The organism is Actinoallomurus spadix (genome assembly GCF_024055725.1).
Lineage (GTDB): Bacteria > Actinomycetota > Actinomycetes > Streptosporangiales > Streptosporangiaceae > Actinoallomurus > Actinoallomurus spadix.
In genome coordinates this window covers 285,767-301,358 of the sequence record NZ_JAMXMX010000009.1, presented here as the reverse complement: position 1 = coordinate 301,358, position 15,592 = coordinate 285,767, and the positions used below count along the sequence as shown (strand labels likewise).

Genomic DNA, 15,592 nt, shown 5'->3' with positions numbered 1-15,592 from the left:
GTTCCCCCCGTCGCAGGTCATCGCCGCTGCGGCTTGACATGGTCACTGAGATTCCTTTCGCCGTCTGACGGGGTTCGTCTCTTCGCTGATGACGGTAGAAATCCGGGGATCCGGTCCCCAGCCGGTGGGCACCCGCCTCCGCCGTGGGGGTGACCACCCGCCGGGGGTGTCACTGGCTACACCTTGACCCCGCTCCGCTGTCCCTATCCTTGACCCATGAGCGCGCAGCCCCAGTTCGACCGTGGCCACACGGACGACCTCGCCGACTTCATCGCCGCCGCCCCCTCGCCGTACCACGCGGTCGCCGGCGCCGCCGAGCGCCTCGAGAAGGCCGGATTCCGCCGAGTGGCGGAGACGGACCCCTGGACCGGGGAGACGGGTGGCCGCTACGTCGTGCGCGGCGGCGCGATCGTCGCCTGGTACGTCCCGGAGGGAGCGCTTCCGGAGACGCCGTTCCGGATCGTCGGCGCGCACACCGACTCACCCAACCTCCGGGTCAAGCCGCGTCCCGACTTCACCGCGCACGGCTGGCGTCAGATCGCCGTCGAGATCTACGGGGGGCCGCTCCTCAACAGCTGGCTCGACCGCGACCTCGGGCTGTCCGGCCGGATCGTGCTGCGCGACGGCACCACGCGCCTGATCGCCATCGACCGCCCGCTGCTGCGCGTGCCGCAACTGGCGATCCACCTCGACCGGAGCGTCAACGAGAACGGCGTCGTCCTCGACCGGCAGCGGCACACCCAGCCGATCTGGGGCCTCGGTGACGTGCACGAGGGCACACTGATCGGGTTCGTCGCCGAGGAGGCCGGAGTCGACGCCGCCGACGTCGTCGGCTGGGATCTGATGACCCACGACGTCCAGCCGCCCGCGTACCTCGGCCGCGACCGGGAGCTGCTGGCCGCCGCGCGGCTGGACAACCAGCTGTCCGTGCACGCGGGCACGGCCGCGCTGGCCGCGGCCGCCGGCTCACCCGGTCTGTCCTGCATCCCGGTCCTCGCCGCCTTCGACCATGAGGAGAACGGCAGCCAGTCCGACACCGGCGCGTCGGGCCCGCTGCTCGGTTCCGTCCTCGAGCGCTCCGTGTTCGCACGCGGCGGCTCGTACGACGACAAGGCGCGCGCGTTCGCCGGAACGATCTGTGTCTCGGCGGACACCGGCCACGCCGTCCACCCGAACTACCCCGAGCGGCACGACCCGACCCACCGCCCGATGCCGAACGGCGGGCCGATCCTCAAGGTCAACGTCAACCAGCGGTACGCCACCGACGGCGTCGGCCGCGGCGTCTTCGCCGCCGCGTGCGACCGGGCGGGCGTCCCCTGTCAGGAGTTCGTCTCCAGCAACGCGATGCCGTGCGGGACCACGATCGGCCCGATCACCGCCGCCCGCCACGGGATCACCACCGTCGACATCGGCGTCCCGATCCTGTCCATGCACTCGTCCCGTGAGCTGTGCGGCGCCGACGACCCGCACCTGCTGGCGAGCGCGCTGAAGGCGTTCCTGGAGGGCTGACCGGCCTCAGCCGCGCGTCGAGGGTCTCACTGGTCCGGTGGACCTGAGCCGAGGCGGCATCCTCTCCGGCTCGCGGCGCATCAGTCCGTCATCCAGGGCCGGAGCTTCTCGGGGTTGCGTACGGCCCAGATGTGCTTGATCTGGTCCTCGGCGACGTCGAACGCGAACACCGTCATGGTCACGCCGTCCTGCTGCATCACGAGACCGGGCTGACCGTTGACCGTACGCTCCAGGAACGTCACATTGTCGGGTGTCATGACCGCGAGGCGCATGAGATAGCGCGCGATCTGCTCGCCGCCCTCGATCGGATGGAGCGAGGCGCTGGCGAGTCCGCCGCCGTCGGCGATCACGGTGGCGTCGGGGTCCAGCAGACCGATGAGGGCATCGATGTCCTTGGTCTCCCATGCCAGCTTGAAGCCCCTGACGGTGTCGGCCTGCCGGGCCGCGGGAGTCGGGGGAGCCTCCGAGATGCGAATCCGCCGGCGGGCGGATGAGGCCAGCTGGCGGCATGCCGCCGGAGTACGGCCGACGATCTCGGCGACCTCGGCGAACGAGTAACGGAAGATGTCGTGCAGGATGAACGCGACCCGCTCGGCCGGGGTCATCGACTCGAGCACGACGAGGAAGGCCATGTTGACCGACTCGTCGAGGGTGACCCGGTCCGCCGGGTCGGCCGTGGCGCCGCCCGACTCCCCACCGCCCCACTCCGCGGGTTCGGGCAGCGGCTCGGGGATCCATTCGCCCACGTAGCGCTCCCGCCTCGCCCGCGCCGAGCCGAGCAGGTCGTAGCAGATGCGACCCGCGACCTTCGTCAGCCAGGCACCGGGGACCTCGATGGCGTCCCGCTGCCGTGGTGACATCGCGTACCAGCGCGCGTAGGTCTCCTGCACGACGTCCTCGGCATCGGCCAGCGAGCCGAGGAGCCGGTACGCCAGATTGATCAGCTGACGCCGCTCGCTCATGATCGCGCTCAGCCCCGGGTCGGGCCGGTCGTGTCCCGGCCTGGGTCGGGTGGTCATGTCTCGACGACTCCCTCGGTCGCAGTGGTCCTCACCGATCCGACGAAACAGCCCCCCGAAATGTCAGGCTCTCGGACCCTACGGCCGCGCGCGGGAACGAGCCGACCGCCGACCGTGTCCTTCGCGGCCGGGAGGTGGCGTCGTTATCGGCGCTCTTGCGCTTGATGGCTGGGAGCCGCCCTCAACGCCGAGGATCGCCGCTGCTCGCGCCACCAGAATCCTCGGCGCAGGATCTGCAGAGGCTTCAGACCGTACGAGCCTTCGCGACGGCGACCTCGACACAGTTGCCGCCGTTCGAAGAGCTGCGGCTCGCTTTCCGCCACTCGGCAAAGGTCACGCTTGCGTCCATCGTTCTTCGATCACCTTAGAGATCAAATCGAGGCTTGCGCGGGCGGGAAGCGCCTGCGAACGAATCGCATCATACCGGTTGATGACGTCGGATACCTCGGATGATTCTGTCGTTACCCTACCTTCGGTAGCGTCGTCCAGATAGACGGCATCATCTTCTCCGTCGATGGTGGCGATGACGAAGGCTCCGGACAGCCCAGACGTTTCACCAGTGTCGGACGGGGCGATCTGGACGGTTACGTTGTTGAGGTGCGCGGCTTTGATCAGTGCGGAGAGTTGCTCTCGCATTGTTTGGGGACTTCCGACGAGACGGCGGAGGACACTCTCGTCCATTACCACCCACAAGAGAGTTGATTTGTCAGTCATAAGGATCTGCTGACGCCCGATTCTCGCTGTGACCTGCTTCTCCACCTCCTCTCGGGGGAGTCCTGGCTTGCCTGCCAGCATCGCGTGCGCGTACGCGGGTGTCTGCAGTAGCCCCGGTACCACCAGAGGTTCCCAACTGCGGAGGATGCGTGCCTTCTGCTCGATACCGACCCATTGCTTGAACCAGGGTGGGATGGCGGTGTGCTGACGGGCGCGTTTGATGGTCTTCCAGAGGCGGTGGAAGGAGCCGTTGGTCCGGAAGTAGGTGTCGAGGTCCTGGGCGAATGCCTCGGAGGGGGCCTTGTCGGCGAGTTCGACCGCGCCGACCCACTGGCCGGTGCAGCCGAGGGCGTCGGCCAGCTGGCTCTGGGACAGTCCGGCACCGTTGCGGTAGGTGCGGATTTCCAGGCCGAAATGACCGATAAGTGAGTCTGGAGCGAGGTCGCGCTGCGGTCGGGCCATGGGACCTCCTCGGTTGTCAACCTCCGGCCGGCGGTGGAAATCGCTGGAGCGGAGGGGATTTGAGGTTGGTTGCCGTTGGTGGCCGAGCGTAATCGGTCCGCGCGATTCTGTGACCGGATTTCAGTGAATTCGGGAAGCGAGGAGCGCGCGAAATGGAAATACCGCCACAAGGCGCAATGGTCGGAACGTTCGTCAGGGACCTCGCCCGTACTCTGGCCGCCCGGGGACTCGCGGCCGAGGTCGTCGGGGCGAGCATGGTGTGGGCGGTCAACCGGGCGGCCGACGGGGACGACCCGGTCGGCAGGGCGATGAGCCCGGGCCTCCGGCAGGCGGTGGTGTGCCGGCCGGACGAGGACGGGCGGCTGCTGTGGTGGTGGGTGTGGTCGGGGCCCACCCGGGACGCGCCGTCGGAGTTCGAGCCGCTCGGCCCCGCGTCCGACGTCGAGGCGGCCGCCCACCGGATCGTCTCGGTGCTGCGCCTGGACGGGGTCCGGCCGGAGGCGACGGCGTGACCGCGCGGCCCACGCGCGTCGACCCGTGGCCGCGCGGTGCGCTCTCCGAGGTGCAGCTCACGGTGATGCTGCGGCGTCGCTTCCCGGACACCGTTCTGTGGTTCGGCCCGTACACCCGGCACTGGTGGGCGATGCTGCCCGTACGTGGTCGGTGGTGTCTCGTCGAGGCGGCCGATCCGGACGAACTGACCGGCGCGGTGATCAGGACGCGGCGGTGACCGGGACGGTCTCGGCCAGCAGGGACCGGACGGCCTGGACGGCGGGGGAGGCCCAGCGGGAGCGGGGGCGGAGCAGCCAGAGGCGCTGTTCGGCGAGGCGGGGTGGCCGCAGCCGTACGAGACGGCCGTCGGCGAGTTCGTCGGCGACGGTCACGGTCGGCAGCAGGGCCAGGCCGAGTCCGGCGGCGACGCACCGCTTCACCGTCTCGACGCCGCCGAACCGGGGCTGGGCCACCGGCGTCCCGGCGGCGGCCATCAGGGCGGCGAGATCGTCGCTGTACGCGCAGCCCTCCTCCAGGAGGAGGATCCCCGTCGTCGCGAGCTCCGCCGGGGTGATGGGGCGGTCGCGGGGAAGGTCGCAGGCGGCGGGTGCGACCAGGGACAGCTCGATCCGGCCGAGGTCGATCGCGTCGGCCTGTGGGGTGTCGGCCGACGGCTCCAGGAGGAGAGCGAGGTCGGCGCGGCGCTCCTCGAGGGCGGTCAGCGCGGTGCGGGTGGCGGCGGGGAAGAGCGAGAGGTGCACGTCCGGCAGCCGCTGCCGGAACACGGGCAGGAGCGGTGCCAGGTGGTACGCGCACACCGACTCCGGAGCGCAGAGCCGTACGGGCCCCGTAGGTCTGGCGGCGTCGGCGGTCAGCTCGGCGAGCATGCGGTCCTCGAGGTCGAGGATCTGCCGGGCGCGCTCGGCCAGCAGCGTGCCGGCGTGGGTGGGGGAGACGCCGCCGGAGTGCCGGTCGAGCAGCGGCGTGCGGGTCAGGCGTTCGAGCGCCTGAATGTGCGTGGTGACCGTCGACTGGACGAATCCCAGCTCGGCCGCGGCCGCCGTGATGCCGCCGGTTCGCACGACCGCGAGGAAGCTGCGGAGCAGACGCGTGTCCATCGGGTTTCTCGATCCGCTTGATCGATATTCATCGTTGGACGCGATGGTACTCCTGCGCGCAGAATCCAGGGCATGACGAACAGCGCATCGCAGGCCGCGACTCGGGCGGCCGTCCTCCGGTACACCGCATTCGACGTGAACGGGGAGGGCGGCAACCCGGCCGGGGTCGTGCTCGACGCACGGGGGATGGACGAGGCACGGATGCAGGAGATCGCCGCGGAGGTGGGCTACTCGGAGACGGCGTTCCTGATCGAGGAGGCGGCCGGCGAGCGGCGCTACCGGATCCGGTACTTCAGCCCGCTGGCGGAGGTGGCGTTCTGCGGGCACGCGACGATCGCCACGGCCGTCGCGCTCGCCGAGCGCGAGGGGACGGGGAACGTCCTGTTCCGTACGTCCGCCGGAGAGGTGCCCGTCGAGACCCGCGAGGAGGACGGCCGGATCCTGGCCACCCTGACCAGCGTCGCGCCCTCCGTGCGCCCGGTGGACGACGCCGACCTGGCGACGGCGCTGGCCGCCCTCCGCTGGGACGCGACCGAGCTCGACGCGGAGTTCCCGCCGCGGATCGCGAACGCGGGCAACGACCACCTGGTCCTCGCCGCCGGCTCACGGGCCCGGCTCGCGGATCTGGACTACGACTTCGGCGCGCTGGGCGACCTGATGGCCCGCGGGGGCTGGACGACGGTGCAGCTCGTGTGGCGGGAGAGCGAGACGGTCTTCCACGCACGCGACCCGTTCCCGCCGGGCGGGGTCGTCGAGGATTCCGCCACCGGCGCGGCGGCCGCGGCCTTCGGCGCGTACCTGCGCTCCCTGGACCTCGTCGCCCCGCCGGCACGGGTGACCATCCATCAGGGCGAGGACATGGGCCGGCCGAGCCGGCTCCTGGTCGACGTGCCGTCCGGATCGGACACCGGAATCCGGGTCAGCGGCACCGCGGCCCCGATCGGCGGCTGAGGCCCGGTTCGTGGCGATGCCGGCTGCGTGGAATGTCGTACGCCGTCGGCAGGATGCCCGCCATGGAATGGAGACCATGGCTGACGCGCTGGAGCGACGAATGGGTGCGCAGCGCCGACGGCGAACTCGACCCGGAGGTGGCGCGCACCCGCTGGCTCGGCTTCGACCCCGCCACCGAGGACGCCGTCGTCGCGGCCGAGGAGCGGATCGGCATGCGGCTGCCCCCGTCCTACCGCGAGTTCCTCCTGACGACGGACGGCTGGCGCGACGCCGGCATCTTCGTCTGGCAGATGCGCGACACATCCGACATCGGCTGGCTCCGTGACATCGAGCCCTTCTGGGAGGACAACTGGGCGGACCTCTGCGATGAGGATCCGGAGGAGGGCACCTGCTTCTCCCGCGGCCTCCTGATCTCCCGGGACGCCGACGCCGGGATCCTGTTCCTCGATCCCGGCGACGCCGGTAAGGATGGCGAATGGGCCGCCTACAGCCTCTTCTCCTGGCGGGCCGCACCGCCGGAGCGGTTCCCGTCCTTCCTCGCGCTGATGGAGGACCTCTACGCCGAGTTCCACCAGATGCGCAAGCCGGAGGGCGAGGTCCGGGACGCGTGGGACGCCACGGTCGAACAGGCGCGCCTCGACGCCCTCGGGGGCCGCGTCGACGGCGTCGAGGAGATCCTGGCCGAGGCGGAGGAGTTCGGCAGCGACCGCGCCACCGTGCTCCGCGCCCAGCTCCAGCTCTTCCTCGACCGTCCCGCCGGGCAGTCGCTCAGCCGGCTGGTGTCTCCCCATTTCAGCCTCGACGGCTTCTTGACCGATCCGCTGTTCACCGAGGAGTTCCTGCCCCTGCTGTTCGCCCAGCACGCCGAGAACACCGCCCCCCACTTCAATTCGGTCCTCCAATCGGCGATGATCGCCGACCGCCCGGACTTCCACCTGCTCGTCGGCGAGTACCAAGCCCGCCTCCGAAACGGTGAGTCCCCCATGACGTACGGCAATCCCGAGTTCGACGTCCTCGTCAGGGCCGCGGTGGACGAGCACCGCGATGACCCCGACGCCCTCTGGCGGGACGTCGAGGCCGCGTTCGCCCACTGGCGCCCGCGCAGCGCCGATCACATCGCGCCCGTCGCCCTGCTCGCCGATCCCGCCGTCGCGGCCGCCCTCACCCCCGGGCGCCGCAGGGCTCTCCTCTCCCGCCCCCGAGGTGACCGCCGATGATGCCCTTTCCGAACCGGGACGACGTGGCGATGGAGCAGATCCTCCGTGCCTGCGGCCACGATCACGACATCCCCGGCGATGGCCGCCTGGAGGCGACCGCCACCGAGACCGACGAGGACGGACGGACCGTCAACGTCAACCGCACCGCCTGCCGGCGATGCGGAATGATCCAGGTCAGCCGCTGGCGGCCCCCGGAGCCGGGAACCCGCGGCTTCATCGTCATGTCCACCTTCGAGCGGCCGGAACCGGGCGACGTCCCCGGCCTCGCCGAACGCGCCCTCCAGGTGACCGACGCCGAACTCGCCGACTTCATCGCCGCGCGCGGGTTCCCCGGCGGCGTCCCCGCCGACTTCGCCCCCGACCGGCGCACCACCGCGTCCGCCGAGCACCTCGACCTCACGCTCCGGATCCGGGCCGGCCAGTTCGCCCTGCTCGACCGCACCCGCTCGATGGGCGACATCCTCCCCGTCCCCGCCTACGCCGAGTCCGCCGACCTCGTCGACGCCGTCTCAGGCTCGGCGCTGTTCTGGCCGCCCATCCACGACGGCGAACTGGCCCTGTCCGTGACGATCTCCCCGGTGCCCCCGGAACCCGACCGGTCCTACGACCGGATCGTGGAGCTGAGCTGCCGGTTCGGCACGGGCCACGCCGTCCTGCACGAACTCGCCGGGCGGAGGCTGCCCCTGCCGCCGCTTCCCGCGGGCCACGGCGACTACCGCCTGCGATTCCACACGAAGCCGTCCGGGTGCCTCCTCCAGATCTGGCATCAGCCCCGTACGAAACCGGCCATCGTGCGCTGACCCTCCCCTCGTCGCGCCGCGGCCGGACCAGGCCGAGTCCGGCCGCCGCGCCGGAGGCCGGTCAGGCGCAGCGCCGCTGATCCGCCGGCGCGTCCACCGCGGATCAGGCCGGCTGGGCCGGGCATCCCGGCGCGCAGAGGACGTGCGCGGGGGTGGACGACGATCCGCAGCAGGCCACCGCGGTGGTGATGACCGGGCCGGCGGCGGCGAGCGGAGCGGTCAGGACCGCCGCCGTGACGGTGAGACCGAGCAGGGTACGGACGGGGCCGAGCGGCCGGGTGCCGGTGATGAGCCGGCGCGCGCGGGCGCCCGTCGCCGTACCGCCTGCGGCCAGCACGGGGGCCGGTGCCCCGGCCGGGACGGCTTCGGAGAGCGTGAGGAGGCTCTCGGCCACGGTGAGGCGGCCGGACCGCTTCGCCGCGGCGTCGTCGGCGGCGAGCTCGGCCAGGAAGGCGATCTGGCTTCTCGCGGTCGTGAACGGCGGGAGCGGGCCGAACGCCCGGACGAGGGACCGGCTCGCGGTCAGGGCGAGATGGTGGCGCTGGCGCAGGTGGGCGCGTTCGTGCGCGAGGACGGCGCTCAACTGCGCGTCGTCGAGGGCCGCGAGCGCGCCGCTGGTGACGACGATTCGGGCGCGGCGGCCGGGGACGCAGTACGCGGCCGCGGTCACGTGGTCGACGACGGTCACGCCGAGCCGGGCGTCGGCGCGGCCGACCAGGGTCAGCGCGTCGAGCCGCAGGCTCCGCTCACGGGCGGCGGCGCGGAACTCCGCGATGAGACACCACGTGGCGCGGGCGGCCAGGGCGAGCGCGGCGACGGCGCCGGTCGCGGCCAGGACGCCCATCTCCGAGAAGACCTCGGGGGCGCACGGCCAGCGCACGGGGCCGTAGCACCGGCCCGGGGCGGCGCCGGACCGTACCGCCGCGGACGTGGCGGTCAGCCCGGCCAGGATCACCGCGGCGACGATGGACGCGGACATGCCCAGCCAGGCGGCGATCGCGAGGCGGGGCGCGCGCGACGGCCACCCTGCCCGGCGGAGTGCGGCCGTGCCGGCGGTCGACAGCACCAGGGCGTGTCCCAGGAGCAGCAGCGTGACGATCATCGCGGCCGCCGGTCGGCGGCCTTGGCGTCGTCGAGCGCGCGACGGATCTCGGCCATCTCTCCCGGCTCCATCTTCTCCATGAACCGTACGAGGGCGGCGGCACGATCCTGCGCGGAGTCGAGGGCCTCGGCGACCAACTGGGCGGTGTAGTCGTCGCGGCTGCCCGCCGGCCAGTAGCGGAAGGCGCGGCCGTGCTTCTCGCGGGCCAGCCAGCCCTTCCGATAGAGGATCTCCGTCACCGTGAGCACGGTGTTGTAGGCGGGAGCCGGCTCGCGGCCGAGCCGGTCACGGACGTCCCGGACCGTGATCGCCTTGTCGGCCGACCACATCACCTCCATGATCGCCGCCTCGAGCTCTCCGAACCGCGGCATGCGCCTCCCCCCTGCCGATCTCACCTAAGCCGGATAGTACATCGGGTGTCATTCGCCCGCCGGGAAGTCGTAGTGGGACGGCACCTGGGCGCGCGCGTTCGCCGGCCCGTACACCAGCGCGATCTCCCGGTGCGCCGTCAACCGGATCGCGGCGGGGTCGCCGTCCTGCCTGCTCCCGTCGACGTAGGAGGTCAGCGTGCGGGTGTCGTCGGCCTTGAGGCCGCCGAGCGTGGTGGCGCTGAGCGGGACGTTCCATTCGGTGAACAGCTGGCCGAGGGTGTACCGCTTGCCGGTGGTGGGCGCCTCGATGTGCAGCACGCCGGAGGTGTCGTGGGTGTGCAGCTCGGACATGGCGTCACCGGACGCCGCGATGCCCAGGTTCGCGGGGACCGGCACCGCCTTCCCGTCGACCAGGATGTCCAGGTGGGAGTGGAAGTGCACCGCGGTGCCCTCCATGGGGGCCACGGCCAGCCCCTCCTTCCGGGCGCGGTCGGCCGTGTCGTCCGGGCGCGGCCACGGTGGGCGGCCGGCCTTCGAGTCCGGCTCCGCGCCCGCCGCCGTGACCGGGGCGGTGGTCCGGTCGGGGCTGTTCTTGCCGTCGGACGTCGCGGCCCAGATCCCGCCGGCGAGCAGGACGGCGGCTATGCCACCGCTCGCCGCCCACCTCGTGATCCGCCGGCGCCGCCGCCTGCGCTCGGCGGCGGCCCGCTCGGCCGCGAGCCGTTCCCGGGCGCTCCGGCGCCGCGCCGCCTTTCCGCCGCGCCCGTCCGTCTTCGCCATCCCGCACCTCCACACCTAAAACCTAAGCAGCTTAGGTGCAGCGTAGCGCGGCCTCGGCTCGGGATCGAGGTCCGGCCGCCGGCTCCGGCTTTCACATCCGGGCGATGATCTCCTCGGCGAAGCGCTCCGTCGTCGCGATCTTCAGGGCCAGGCCGGAGCAGCGCCGCCTCTCCTCCTCCGTGGCGAGCCACCAGGGCGCGGCCATGGTTCCGTCGACGCCGCGCTCCCGCCACTTCCGGTACAGCGACGGGCTCGGCGCCGCCCCGATCGGCGCGATGACCCGCAGGTCACCGAGCTTGCGGCCGTGGTCGGCGAGGTGCGCGGACAGGCGTTCGAGCAGCTCGGACAGCCGGTCCTCCGAATAGATCCGGCTGCCGATCCACCCGTCGGCGAACCGGGCCGTACGGCGCAGCGCCGCGTCGCTGTCCCCGCCGACGTACACCGGGACCGGCGCGGAGGGGACCGGCGCGATGCTCAGCGGCCCGAAGTCGTACCAGTCGCCGTGGTGCTCGACGGGCCCGCCCCGCCACAGCGCCCGAAGAGCCGGCAGCATCTCGTCGAGCCGGCGGCCGCGCGTGTGGAAGTCCTGTCCGGTCTGCCGGAACTCGTCGGCGCACCAGCCGACGCCGACGCCGAACCGTACGCGGTTCCCCGACAGCACCGCCGCCGTCGACACCGCCTTCGCCACCGTGAACAGGTCGCGCGCCGGGGCGACGTAGACGTTCGTGGCGAAGTTCAGGCGGGAGGTCACCGTCGCCATCGCGCCGATGGTGACCCAGGCGTCAGGCCAGTGCGTGGTCGCGTCGTACGGCGGCTCGCCCGTCCGGGAGTAGGGGTAGCGGGACGTGAAGTCGGCGTGGAACAGGTGGTCCGAGACGGTGAGCGTGTCGTAGCCCAGTCTCTCGGCCGCCTGGGCCAGCCCGACGTACTCTCCGGCGTCGCAGAACCCGCCGAGCCAGAACTCCATGGCCGGTCAGTCCGCGAACTCGGGGATGACCTTGGTGGCGAACAGTTCGAGGTTCCGCTTGACGGTGTCGAGCGGCAGTACGCCCTGCTGGCCCTGCATGTACAGGCCGAACCACTCGAGGTCCGGCATCCGGTCGAGCATCCGCTGGATGCCGCGCTTGACGTCGTCCGGGCCGCCGAGCAGCGCCATCTCCACCTCGTTCATGCGCTTGAAGTCGCCCTTCTCCGGGCTGATGGGGACGTGCCGGTCGTCCTCCTTCTTGCGCATGACCTCCAGGTACCCGAACGGCCCGAAGAACGCGGCGAAGTCCTTGGGCATGTTCCGGCCGTACGTCTCGATGGCGTCCTCACGCGTGTCCGCCATTCCGACGATCTTAAGGATGCCGGTGTGCTCGCCGAGCTTGTAGTCCTTGCCGCACTTGGCCGACTCCTCTTGGTACAGGCGGGCCTTGGCGGCGTGGTCGTCCGGGTTCGGCGTGAACAGCCACGGCAGGATGCCCTCCTGAGCCGCCCGGATCACGGACCGGTCGCTGATCGTGAACGGCTGCCACAGCTCGGGGTAGGGATCCTGGTACGGGCGCGGGCACACGGCGACCGAGCGGATCACGCCCTCGTCGTCGATCTCGCCCGGCGCGCCGAACGTCCGCGTCCACTCGGTGGCCGGCCAGCCCCCGATGCCCTCGTACGGGAACGGCACCTGGTAGTCGAGGACGTCGCTCTTGTACTTCAGGGTGTCCTGCGTCCACGCCATCTTCATGATCTTCAGGACCTCGCCGAAGACGTCGAAGTTGCGGTTGTCCGACGCCGAGCCGTCGGACCGAGCGGCCGCCGCGTGCCAGCGCTGGCCGAGCACGTTCATCCAGCGGTTCTGGTAGCCGCGGGCGACGCCGAGACGCAGCCGGCCCCTGGAGAACTGGTCGAGCAGCGCGACGTCCTCGGCGGCGCGGATCGGGTCCCAGGCCGGCAGGACGAGGCCGAGTGGGGCGAGCAGGATCCGTTCGGTGCGCGCCGCCAGGTCGGTGAGGAACATCAGCGGGTTGACCGAGAACTCCATGCCCTCGGAGTGGAAGTGGTGCTCGGTCATCATCAGGGCGTCGAAACCGACCCGGTCCGCGTGGACCGCGATCTCCCGGACCTCGTGCAGCAGCCGCTGGTACGACTCGGTGTCCCGACCGATCGGCCGCTTCGCCCTGGCGTTCGCCTCGGCGCTGTAGCCCGACCCCGGAATCTGCGGATTGAGGAAGATGGCGAACTTCACTGCGTTACCCCTTTGATCCATCGGTTCATGACGAGCAGGAATTCCCTGGGGCGTTCCTCATGGAGGCGGTGGCCCGAGCCGGGCCAGGTCACGGTCGCCGAGGCGGGGTGCGTGAACAGCGACTCCTCCCAGGCGGCCTGGGCCGGGTCGAAACGGAAGGTGAGGACCGGGCACTCGCGGCGCTTGAGGTAGGCGTCGGACGCCGGCCGGGTGCCGATCTGGTCCTCGCCGGTGAACAGCCCCGCGAACGCCTCGGCCAGCACGTACGGCGGCATGGCGAGCAGCCGCCGGGCGTGCCACACCTGGATCATGGGCGGGGTCACCGGCGTGTAGCACCACGCGTCGATCTCCAGGGCGGCGCCGGCGTCCGCCCGCAGCGCCCGTACCTGTGCGGGAGCGCCCGCCGAGATCTCGGGGGGATGCCCGTAACCCGGGTCCACGCAGACGAGCGCCTTGACTCGGTCGGGATGCTCGACCGCGAGGATGCTGACGATCTGGCCGCCCATCGAGTGGCCGACCCCGATGACCTGCGGGACGTCGAGGTGGTCCAGCAGCCGCAGGAGGTCGGTGGCCATGTCACGTGGCCGGAAGCCGCTCGGCGGCGTCGAGGAGGCGCCGTGGCCGCGCAGGTCGACGGCGATGACGCGGCGCCGCGTCACCAGGTCCGGCAGGTGCCAGGCCCATTCCTGGGAGTCCGACCCCCAGCCGTGCACGAGGAGGAGCGGCGGGTCGCCGGCCCCGTCGTCGGTGTGGAACAGCCGGACGCCGCCTCCCGGCCGGCCGGGGTCCGCGAGGTCCGCGAACGGCATGGCGCCCCTCTCTGTCGTACCGACAGTCACCGAACAAGCGCACGCTACATCAATCTACAATTACCGAGCAATCGCTTGGTCGAACAACCTTCGGAGGGGCCATGAGACTCGGCGTCACGATGTTCGCCACCGACCGGGCCATGCCCGTCCCCGAACTCGCCGTGGCGGCCGAACGGCGCGGGTTCACCTCCCTCTACCTGCCCGAGCACACGCACATCCCGGTGAGCCGCGCCACCCCGCCACCGACCGGTGACCCGGTCCTGCCGGAGGAGTACGCGCGGACCCTCGATCCGCTCGTCGCCCTGGCCGCGGCCGCGTCGGTCACCTCACGGATCGTCCTGGGCACCGGTGTCACGCTCATCGCCGAGCGGGAGCCGATCGTCACCGCCAAGGCCGTCGCGACCCTCGACCACCTCAGCGGCGGACGGGTCGTCCTGGGTGTCGGCTTCGGCTGGAACCGCGAGGAGGCCGCCGACCACGGCGTGCGGTGGGACACCCGCCGTGACCGCGCCCGCGAGCACGTCCTCGCCATGCGCGCCCTGTGGGAACGGGACGAGGCGTCGTACGAGGGAGAGCACGTGCGCCTCGCGCCGTCGTGGGCCTGGCCCAAACCGGCGCGGCCGATCCCGGTTCTGCTCGGCGGTGCGGCCGGACCGACGCTGTTCCGGCACATCGCGGAGTACGGCGACGGCTGGCTGCCCATCGGCGGTGCGGGCATCCGCGCGGCGCTGCCCGCCCTGCGCGACGCCTGCGCCCGCGCCGGCCGCGATCCCGTCCCGGTCATCGCCTTCGGCACCGAGCCGACCCTGGGAAAGCTCGATCACTACGCCTCCCTCGGCATCGAGGAGGTCGTCCTCCGCCTCCCCTCGGGCCCGAGAGACGAGGTCCTGTCCGTCCTCGACACCTACGCCGCCACCTACCTGCCGGCACGCGCCGACCAGACGTCCTGATCCATCGGTGTTCGGGCGGAGGGGCGAGTCGACCTGGTCGGCTGTATGCGGCCTTATGGATGATCGGCAGATGATCTGATAGCCTCAAATCACTGCTCCCCGCCGTCCGGGTCTTCCCCGCACTGGCGGGGATTATTTTTGCGCCTGTCGCCCAGGCTTACCAGCTCTCGGCTGCGCCGACCGTATGTCGGGATTCTTAAGGTTTGAGTGTTCTGTCGATTAATTCGGCAGATTATTGATCTTGTTATTCCTTGTATGTTCATTACCTCCTCATGTTATGGGTCATCGCGTACGGAGGTAGTGATGCCTGAACGTGTGATCGTTTTTCTCGATTATCAGAACGTTTACCAGGGAGCTCGCTCGGCGTTCCATGCATTTGGCGCTCCCTACTGGCATGGGCAGGTCGATCCTGTCCGCCTTTCCGTACGCCTGGCCGCGGACAGTCCTTTCGACCGTGAGCTGATCCAGGTACGTGTCTATCGCGGGCAGCCCGACAGTAAGCGGGATCCGAAGGGTTACGGTGCCAGCCGACGTCAGCATGCCGTCTGGAGCCGTTCCCCCTCCATGAGCCTTACGACACGGCCGCTGAGATATCCGGCCGGATGGCCGAGCGAGAGCCTCGAAGGGGAGAAACCAGTCGAAAAAGGGATAGATGTCCAGATCGCTCTTGACTATGTGCTGATGGCGGAGCGTGGCCAATACGACGTTGGAATCTTGATGTCCACGGACACCGACCTCAAGCCCGCTCTCGAAGAAGTCGCCTCGATGGCCGGCACGAGATCGCGGCCGCCGAGACCGGAGGTCGCCGCATGGAGCGCCGATGGCCGACACAACCGCCGGCTGTCGATCAAGGGTGCGGCCAACCTCTGGTGTCATTGGCTCGATAAAGCGGCGTACCAGGATGTCAAGGATGAGACGGACTACGCATTGCCGTGACGGTGGCTGAGTCCGCGGTCGGCTGCCGAGGATCCTCAGGTTCACGGATCTTCCTCGGCGGCAGCCCGGAGCCGGAGGGGGCGGACCGGCGTCTAAGGCGGAGTACTCCGCCATAATGCGGTTCGGGCTGTCTCGGGA

At 70.9% G+C, this 15,592-nt stretch carries 18 protein-coding genes; 8 read left to right on the top strand and 10 right to left on the bottom strand.

Translation table 11 applies throughout. From position 1 onward, the window contains the following. Positions 1–216: 216 nt before the first annotated feature. Positions 217–1,509 carry a M18 family aminopeptidase gene (locus NE235_RS16565; RefSeq protein ID WP_252803730.1) on the top strand — a complete coding sequence of 431 codons (1,293 nt, stop codon included), beginning with the start codon at positions 217–219 and terminating at the stop codon, positions 1,507–1,509. Between the two features lie 80 nt (positions 1,510–1,589). On the opposite strand, the gene sigJ is transcribed toward NE235_RS16565, so the two are convergent. From sigJ to NE235_RS16550, 3 genes are all read right to left on the bottom strand, one after another. Continuing rightward, a complete protein-coding gene (sigJ, locus tag NE235_RS16560) occupies positions 1,590–2,528 on the bottom strand; it encodes an RNA polymerase sigma factor SigJ (RefSeq protein WP_252803728.1) in 939 nt (312 codons plus the stop codon). A 244-nt stretch (positions 2,529–2,772) separates the two neighbouring features. Then, the gene (locus NE235_RS16555) at positions 2,773–2,877 is read right to left on the bottom strand and encodes a DUF397 domain-containing protein (RefSeq protein ID WP_252803726.1); all 105 of its coding nucleotides are present in this window, start codon (positions 2,875–2,877) and stop codon (positions 2,773–2,775) included. Next, positions 2,862–3,704 (bottom strand): helix-turn-helix domain-containing protein, encoded by an 843-nt coding sequence (locus NE235_RS16550; RefSeq protein ID WP_252803724.1) that lies wholly within the window; start codon positions 3,702–3,704, stop codon positions 2,862–2,864. Before NE235_RS16550 ends, NE235_RS16555 begins: the two co-directional genes overlap by 16 nt. A 176-nt stretch (positions 3,705–3,880) precedes the next feature. Between NE235_RS16550 and NE235_RS16545 the strand changes: the two genes are divergently transcribed. Both NE235_RS16545 and NE235_RS16540 read left to right on the top strand, forming a co-directional pair. Then, positions 3,881–4,216 carry a hypothetical protein gene (locus tag NE235_RS16545; RefSeq protein WP_252803722.1) on the top strand — a complete coding sequence of 112 codons (336 nt, stop codon included), beginning with the start codon at positions 3,881–3,883 and terminating at the stop codon, positions 4,214–4,216. Then, positions 4,213–4,434 (top strand): hypothetical protein, encoded by a 222-nt coding sequence (locus tag NE235_RS16540; RefSeq protein WP_252803720.1) that lies wholly within the window; start codon positions 4,213–4,215, stop codon positions 4,432–4,434. Before NE235_RS16545 ends, NE235_RS16540 begins: the two co-directional genes overlap by 4 nt. On the opposite strand, the gene NE235_RS16535 is transcribed toward NE235_RS16540, so the two are convergent. Then, the gene (locus NE235_RS16535) at positions 4,418–5,314 is read right to left on the bottom strand and encodes a LysR family transcriptional regulator (RefSeq protein WP_252803718.1); all 897 of its coding nucleotides are present in this window, start codon (positions 5,312–5,314) and stop codon (positions 4,418–4,420) included. The genes NE235_RS16540 and NE235_RS16535 overlap by 17 nt on opposite strands. A gap of 72 nt (positions 5,315–5,386) precedes the next feature. On the opposite strand from NE235_RS16535, the gene NE235_RS16530 reads away from it, so the two are divergent. The 3 genes from NE235_RS16530 (at position 5,387) to NE235_RS16520 (ending at position 8,282) form a co-directional block, all read left to right on the top strand. Then, a complete protein-coding gene (locus tag NE235_RS16530) occupies positions 5,387–6,265 on the top strand; it encodes a PhzF family phenazine biosynthesis protein (RefSeq protein WP_252803716.1) in 879 nt (292 codons plus the stop codon). A 62-nt stretch (positions 6,266–6,327) separates the two neighbouring features. Next, positions 6,328–7,482, top strand: a complete 1,155-nt coding sequence (locus tag NE235_RS16525; RefSeq protein WP_252803714.1) for an SMI1/KNR4 family protein — start codon at positions 6,328–6,330, stop codon at positions 7,480–7,482. Then, positions 7,479–8,282, top strand: a complete 804-nt coding sequence (locus NE235_RS16520) for a hypothetical protein (RefSeq protein ID WP_252803711.1) — start codon at positions 7,479–7,481, stop codon at positions 8,280–8,282. Before NE235_RS16525 ends, NE235_RS16520 begins: the two co-directional genes overlap by 4 nt. Positions 8,283–8,385: 103 nt before the next feature. Here the strand turns inward: NE235_RS16520 and NE235_RS16515 are convergent, their stop codons facing one another. The 6 genes from NE235_RS16515 to NE235_RS16490 all read right to left on the bottom strand — a co-directional run bounded on the left by NE235_RS16515 (position 8,386) and on the right by NE235_RS16490 (position 13,568). After that, positions 8,386–9,384 (bottom strand): M56 family metallopeptidase, encoded by a 999-nt coding sequence (locus tag NE235_RS16515; RefSeq protein WP_252803709.1) that lies wholly within the window; start codon positions 9,382–9,384, stop codon positions 8,386–8,388. Beyond that, a complete protein-coding gene (locus tag NE235_RS16510) occupies positions 9,381–9,755 on the bottom strand; it encodes a BlaI/MecI/CopY family transcriptional regulator (RefSeq protein ID WP_252803707.1) in 375 nt (124 codons plus the stop codon). The genes NE235_RS16515 and NE235_RS16510 overlap by 4 nt, the downstream gene beginning before the upstream one ends. Before the next feature lie 48 nt (positions 9,756–9,803). Next, a complete protein-coding gene (locus NE235_RS16505; RefSeq protein ID WP_252803705.1) occupies positions 9,804–10,535 on the bottom strand; it encodes a hypothetical protein in 732 nt (243 codons plus the stop codon). Positions 10,536–10,626: 91 nt separating this feature from the next. Further along, positions 10,627–11,502 carry a TIGR03619 family F420-dependent LLM class oxidoreductase gene (locus NE235_RS16500; protein WP_252803703.1) on the bottom strand — a complete coding sequence of 292 codons (876 nt, stop codon included), beginning with the start codon at positions 11,500–11,502 and terminating at the stop codon, positions 10,627–10,629. A gap of 6 nt (positions 11,503–11,508) precedes the next feature. Beyond that, positions 11,509–12,759, bottom strand: a complete 1,251-nt coding sequence (locus NE235_RS16495; protein WP_252803701.1) for an LLM class flavin-dependent oxidoreductase — start codon at positions 12,757–12,759, stop codon at positions 11,509–11,511. Then, positions 12,756–13,568 carry an alpha/beta fold hydrolase gene (locus tag NE235_RS16490; protein ID WP_252803699.1) on the bottom strand — a complete coding sequence of 271 codons (813 nt, stop codon included), beginning with the start codon at positions 13,566–13,568 and terminating at the stop codon, positions 12,756–12,758. Before NE235_RS16490 ends, NE235_RS16495 begins: the two co-directional genes overlap by 4 nt. A 101-nt stretch (positions 13,569–13,669) precedes the next feature. Between NE235_RS16490 and NE235_RS16485 the strand changes: the two genes are divergently transcribed. Then, the gene (locus tag NE235_RS16485; RefSeq protein WP_252803698.1) at positions 13,670–14,518 is read left to right on the top strand and encodes an LLM class F420-dependent oxidoreductase; all 849 of its coding nucleotides are present in this window, start codon (positions 13,670–13,672) and stop codon (positions 14,516–14,518) included. 303 nt (positions 14,519–14,821) lie between these two features. After that, a complete protein-coding gene (locus tag NE235_RS16480) occupies positions 14,822–15,454 on the top strand; it encodes an NYN domain-containing protein (protein WP_252803696.1) in 633 nt (210 codons plus the stop codon). The last annotated feature ends 138 nt before the right edge of the window (positions 15,455–15,592 follow it).

Excerpts from the sequence above, each read along its gene's own strand:
- NE235_RS16500 (WP_252803703.1), bottom strand. The coding sequence starts at position 11,502 with ATGGAGTTCTGGCTCGGCGGGTTCTGCGACGCCGGAGAGTACGTCGGG.
- sigJ (WP_252803728.1), bottom strand. The coding sequence starts at position 2,528 with ATGACCACCCGACCCAGGCCGGGACACGACCGGCCCGACCCGGGGCTG.
- NE235_RS16555 (WP_252803726.1), bottom strand. The coding sequence starts at position 2,877 with ATGGACGCAAGCGTGACCTTTGCCGAGTGGCGGAAAGCGAGCCGCAGC.
- NE235_RS16525 (WP_252803714.1), top strand. The coding sequence starts at position 6,328 with ATGGAATGGAGACCATGGCTGACGCGCTGGAGCGACGAATGGGTGCGC.
- NE235_RS16510 (WP_252803707.1), bottom strand. The coding sequence starts at position 9,755 with ATGCCGCGGTTCGGAGAGCTCGAGGCGGCGATCATGGAGGTGATGTGG.
- NE235_RS16490 (WP_252803699.1), bottom strand. The coding sequence starts at position 13,568 with ATGCCGTTCGCGGACCTCGCGGACCCCGGCCGGCCGGGAGGCGGCGTC.
- NE235_RS16530 (WP_252803716.1), top strand. The coding sequence starts at position 5,387 with ATGACGAACAGCGCATCGCAGGCCGCGACTCGGGCGGCCGTCCTCCGG.
- NE235_RS16545 (WP_252803722.1), top strand. The coding sequence starts at position 3,881 with ATGGTCGGAACGTTCGTCAGGGACCTCGCCCGTACTCTGGCCGCCCGG.
- NE235_RS16505 (WP_252803705.1), bottom strand. The coding sequence starts at position 10,535 with ATGGCGAAGACGGACGGGCGCGGCGGAAAGGCGGCGCGGCGCCGGAGC.
- NE235_RS16550 (WP_252803724.1), bottom strand. The coding sequence starts at position 3,704 with ATGGCCCGACCGCAGCGCGACCTCGCTCCAGACTCACTTATCGGTCAT.
- NE235_RS16565 (WP_252803730.1), top strand. The coding sequence starts at position 217 with ATGAGCGCGCAGCCCCAGTTCGACCGTGGCCACACGGACGACCTCGCC.
- NE235_RS16480 (WP_252803696.1), top strand. The coding sequence starts at position 14,822 with ATGCCTGAACGTGTGATCGTTTTTCTCGATTATCAGAACGTTTACCAG.
- NE235_RS16515 (WP_252803709.1), bottom strand. The coding sequence starts at position 9,384 with ATGATCGTCACGCTGCTGCTCCTGGGACACGCCCTGGTGCTGTCGACC.
- NE235_RS16520 (WP_252803711.1), top strand. The coding sequence starts at position 7,479 with ATGATGCCCTTTCCGAACCGGGACGACGTGGCGATGGAGCAGATCCTC.
- NE235_RS16535 (WP_252803718.1), bottom strand. The coding sequence starts at position 5,314 with ATGGACACGCGTCTGCTCCGCAGCTTCCTCGCGGTCGTGCGAACCGGC.
- NE235_RS16485 (WP_252803698.1), top strand. The coding sequence starts at position 13,670 with ATGAGACTCGGCGTCACGATGTTCGCCACCGACCGGGCCATGCCCGTC.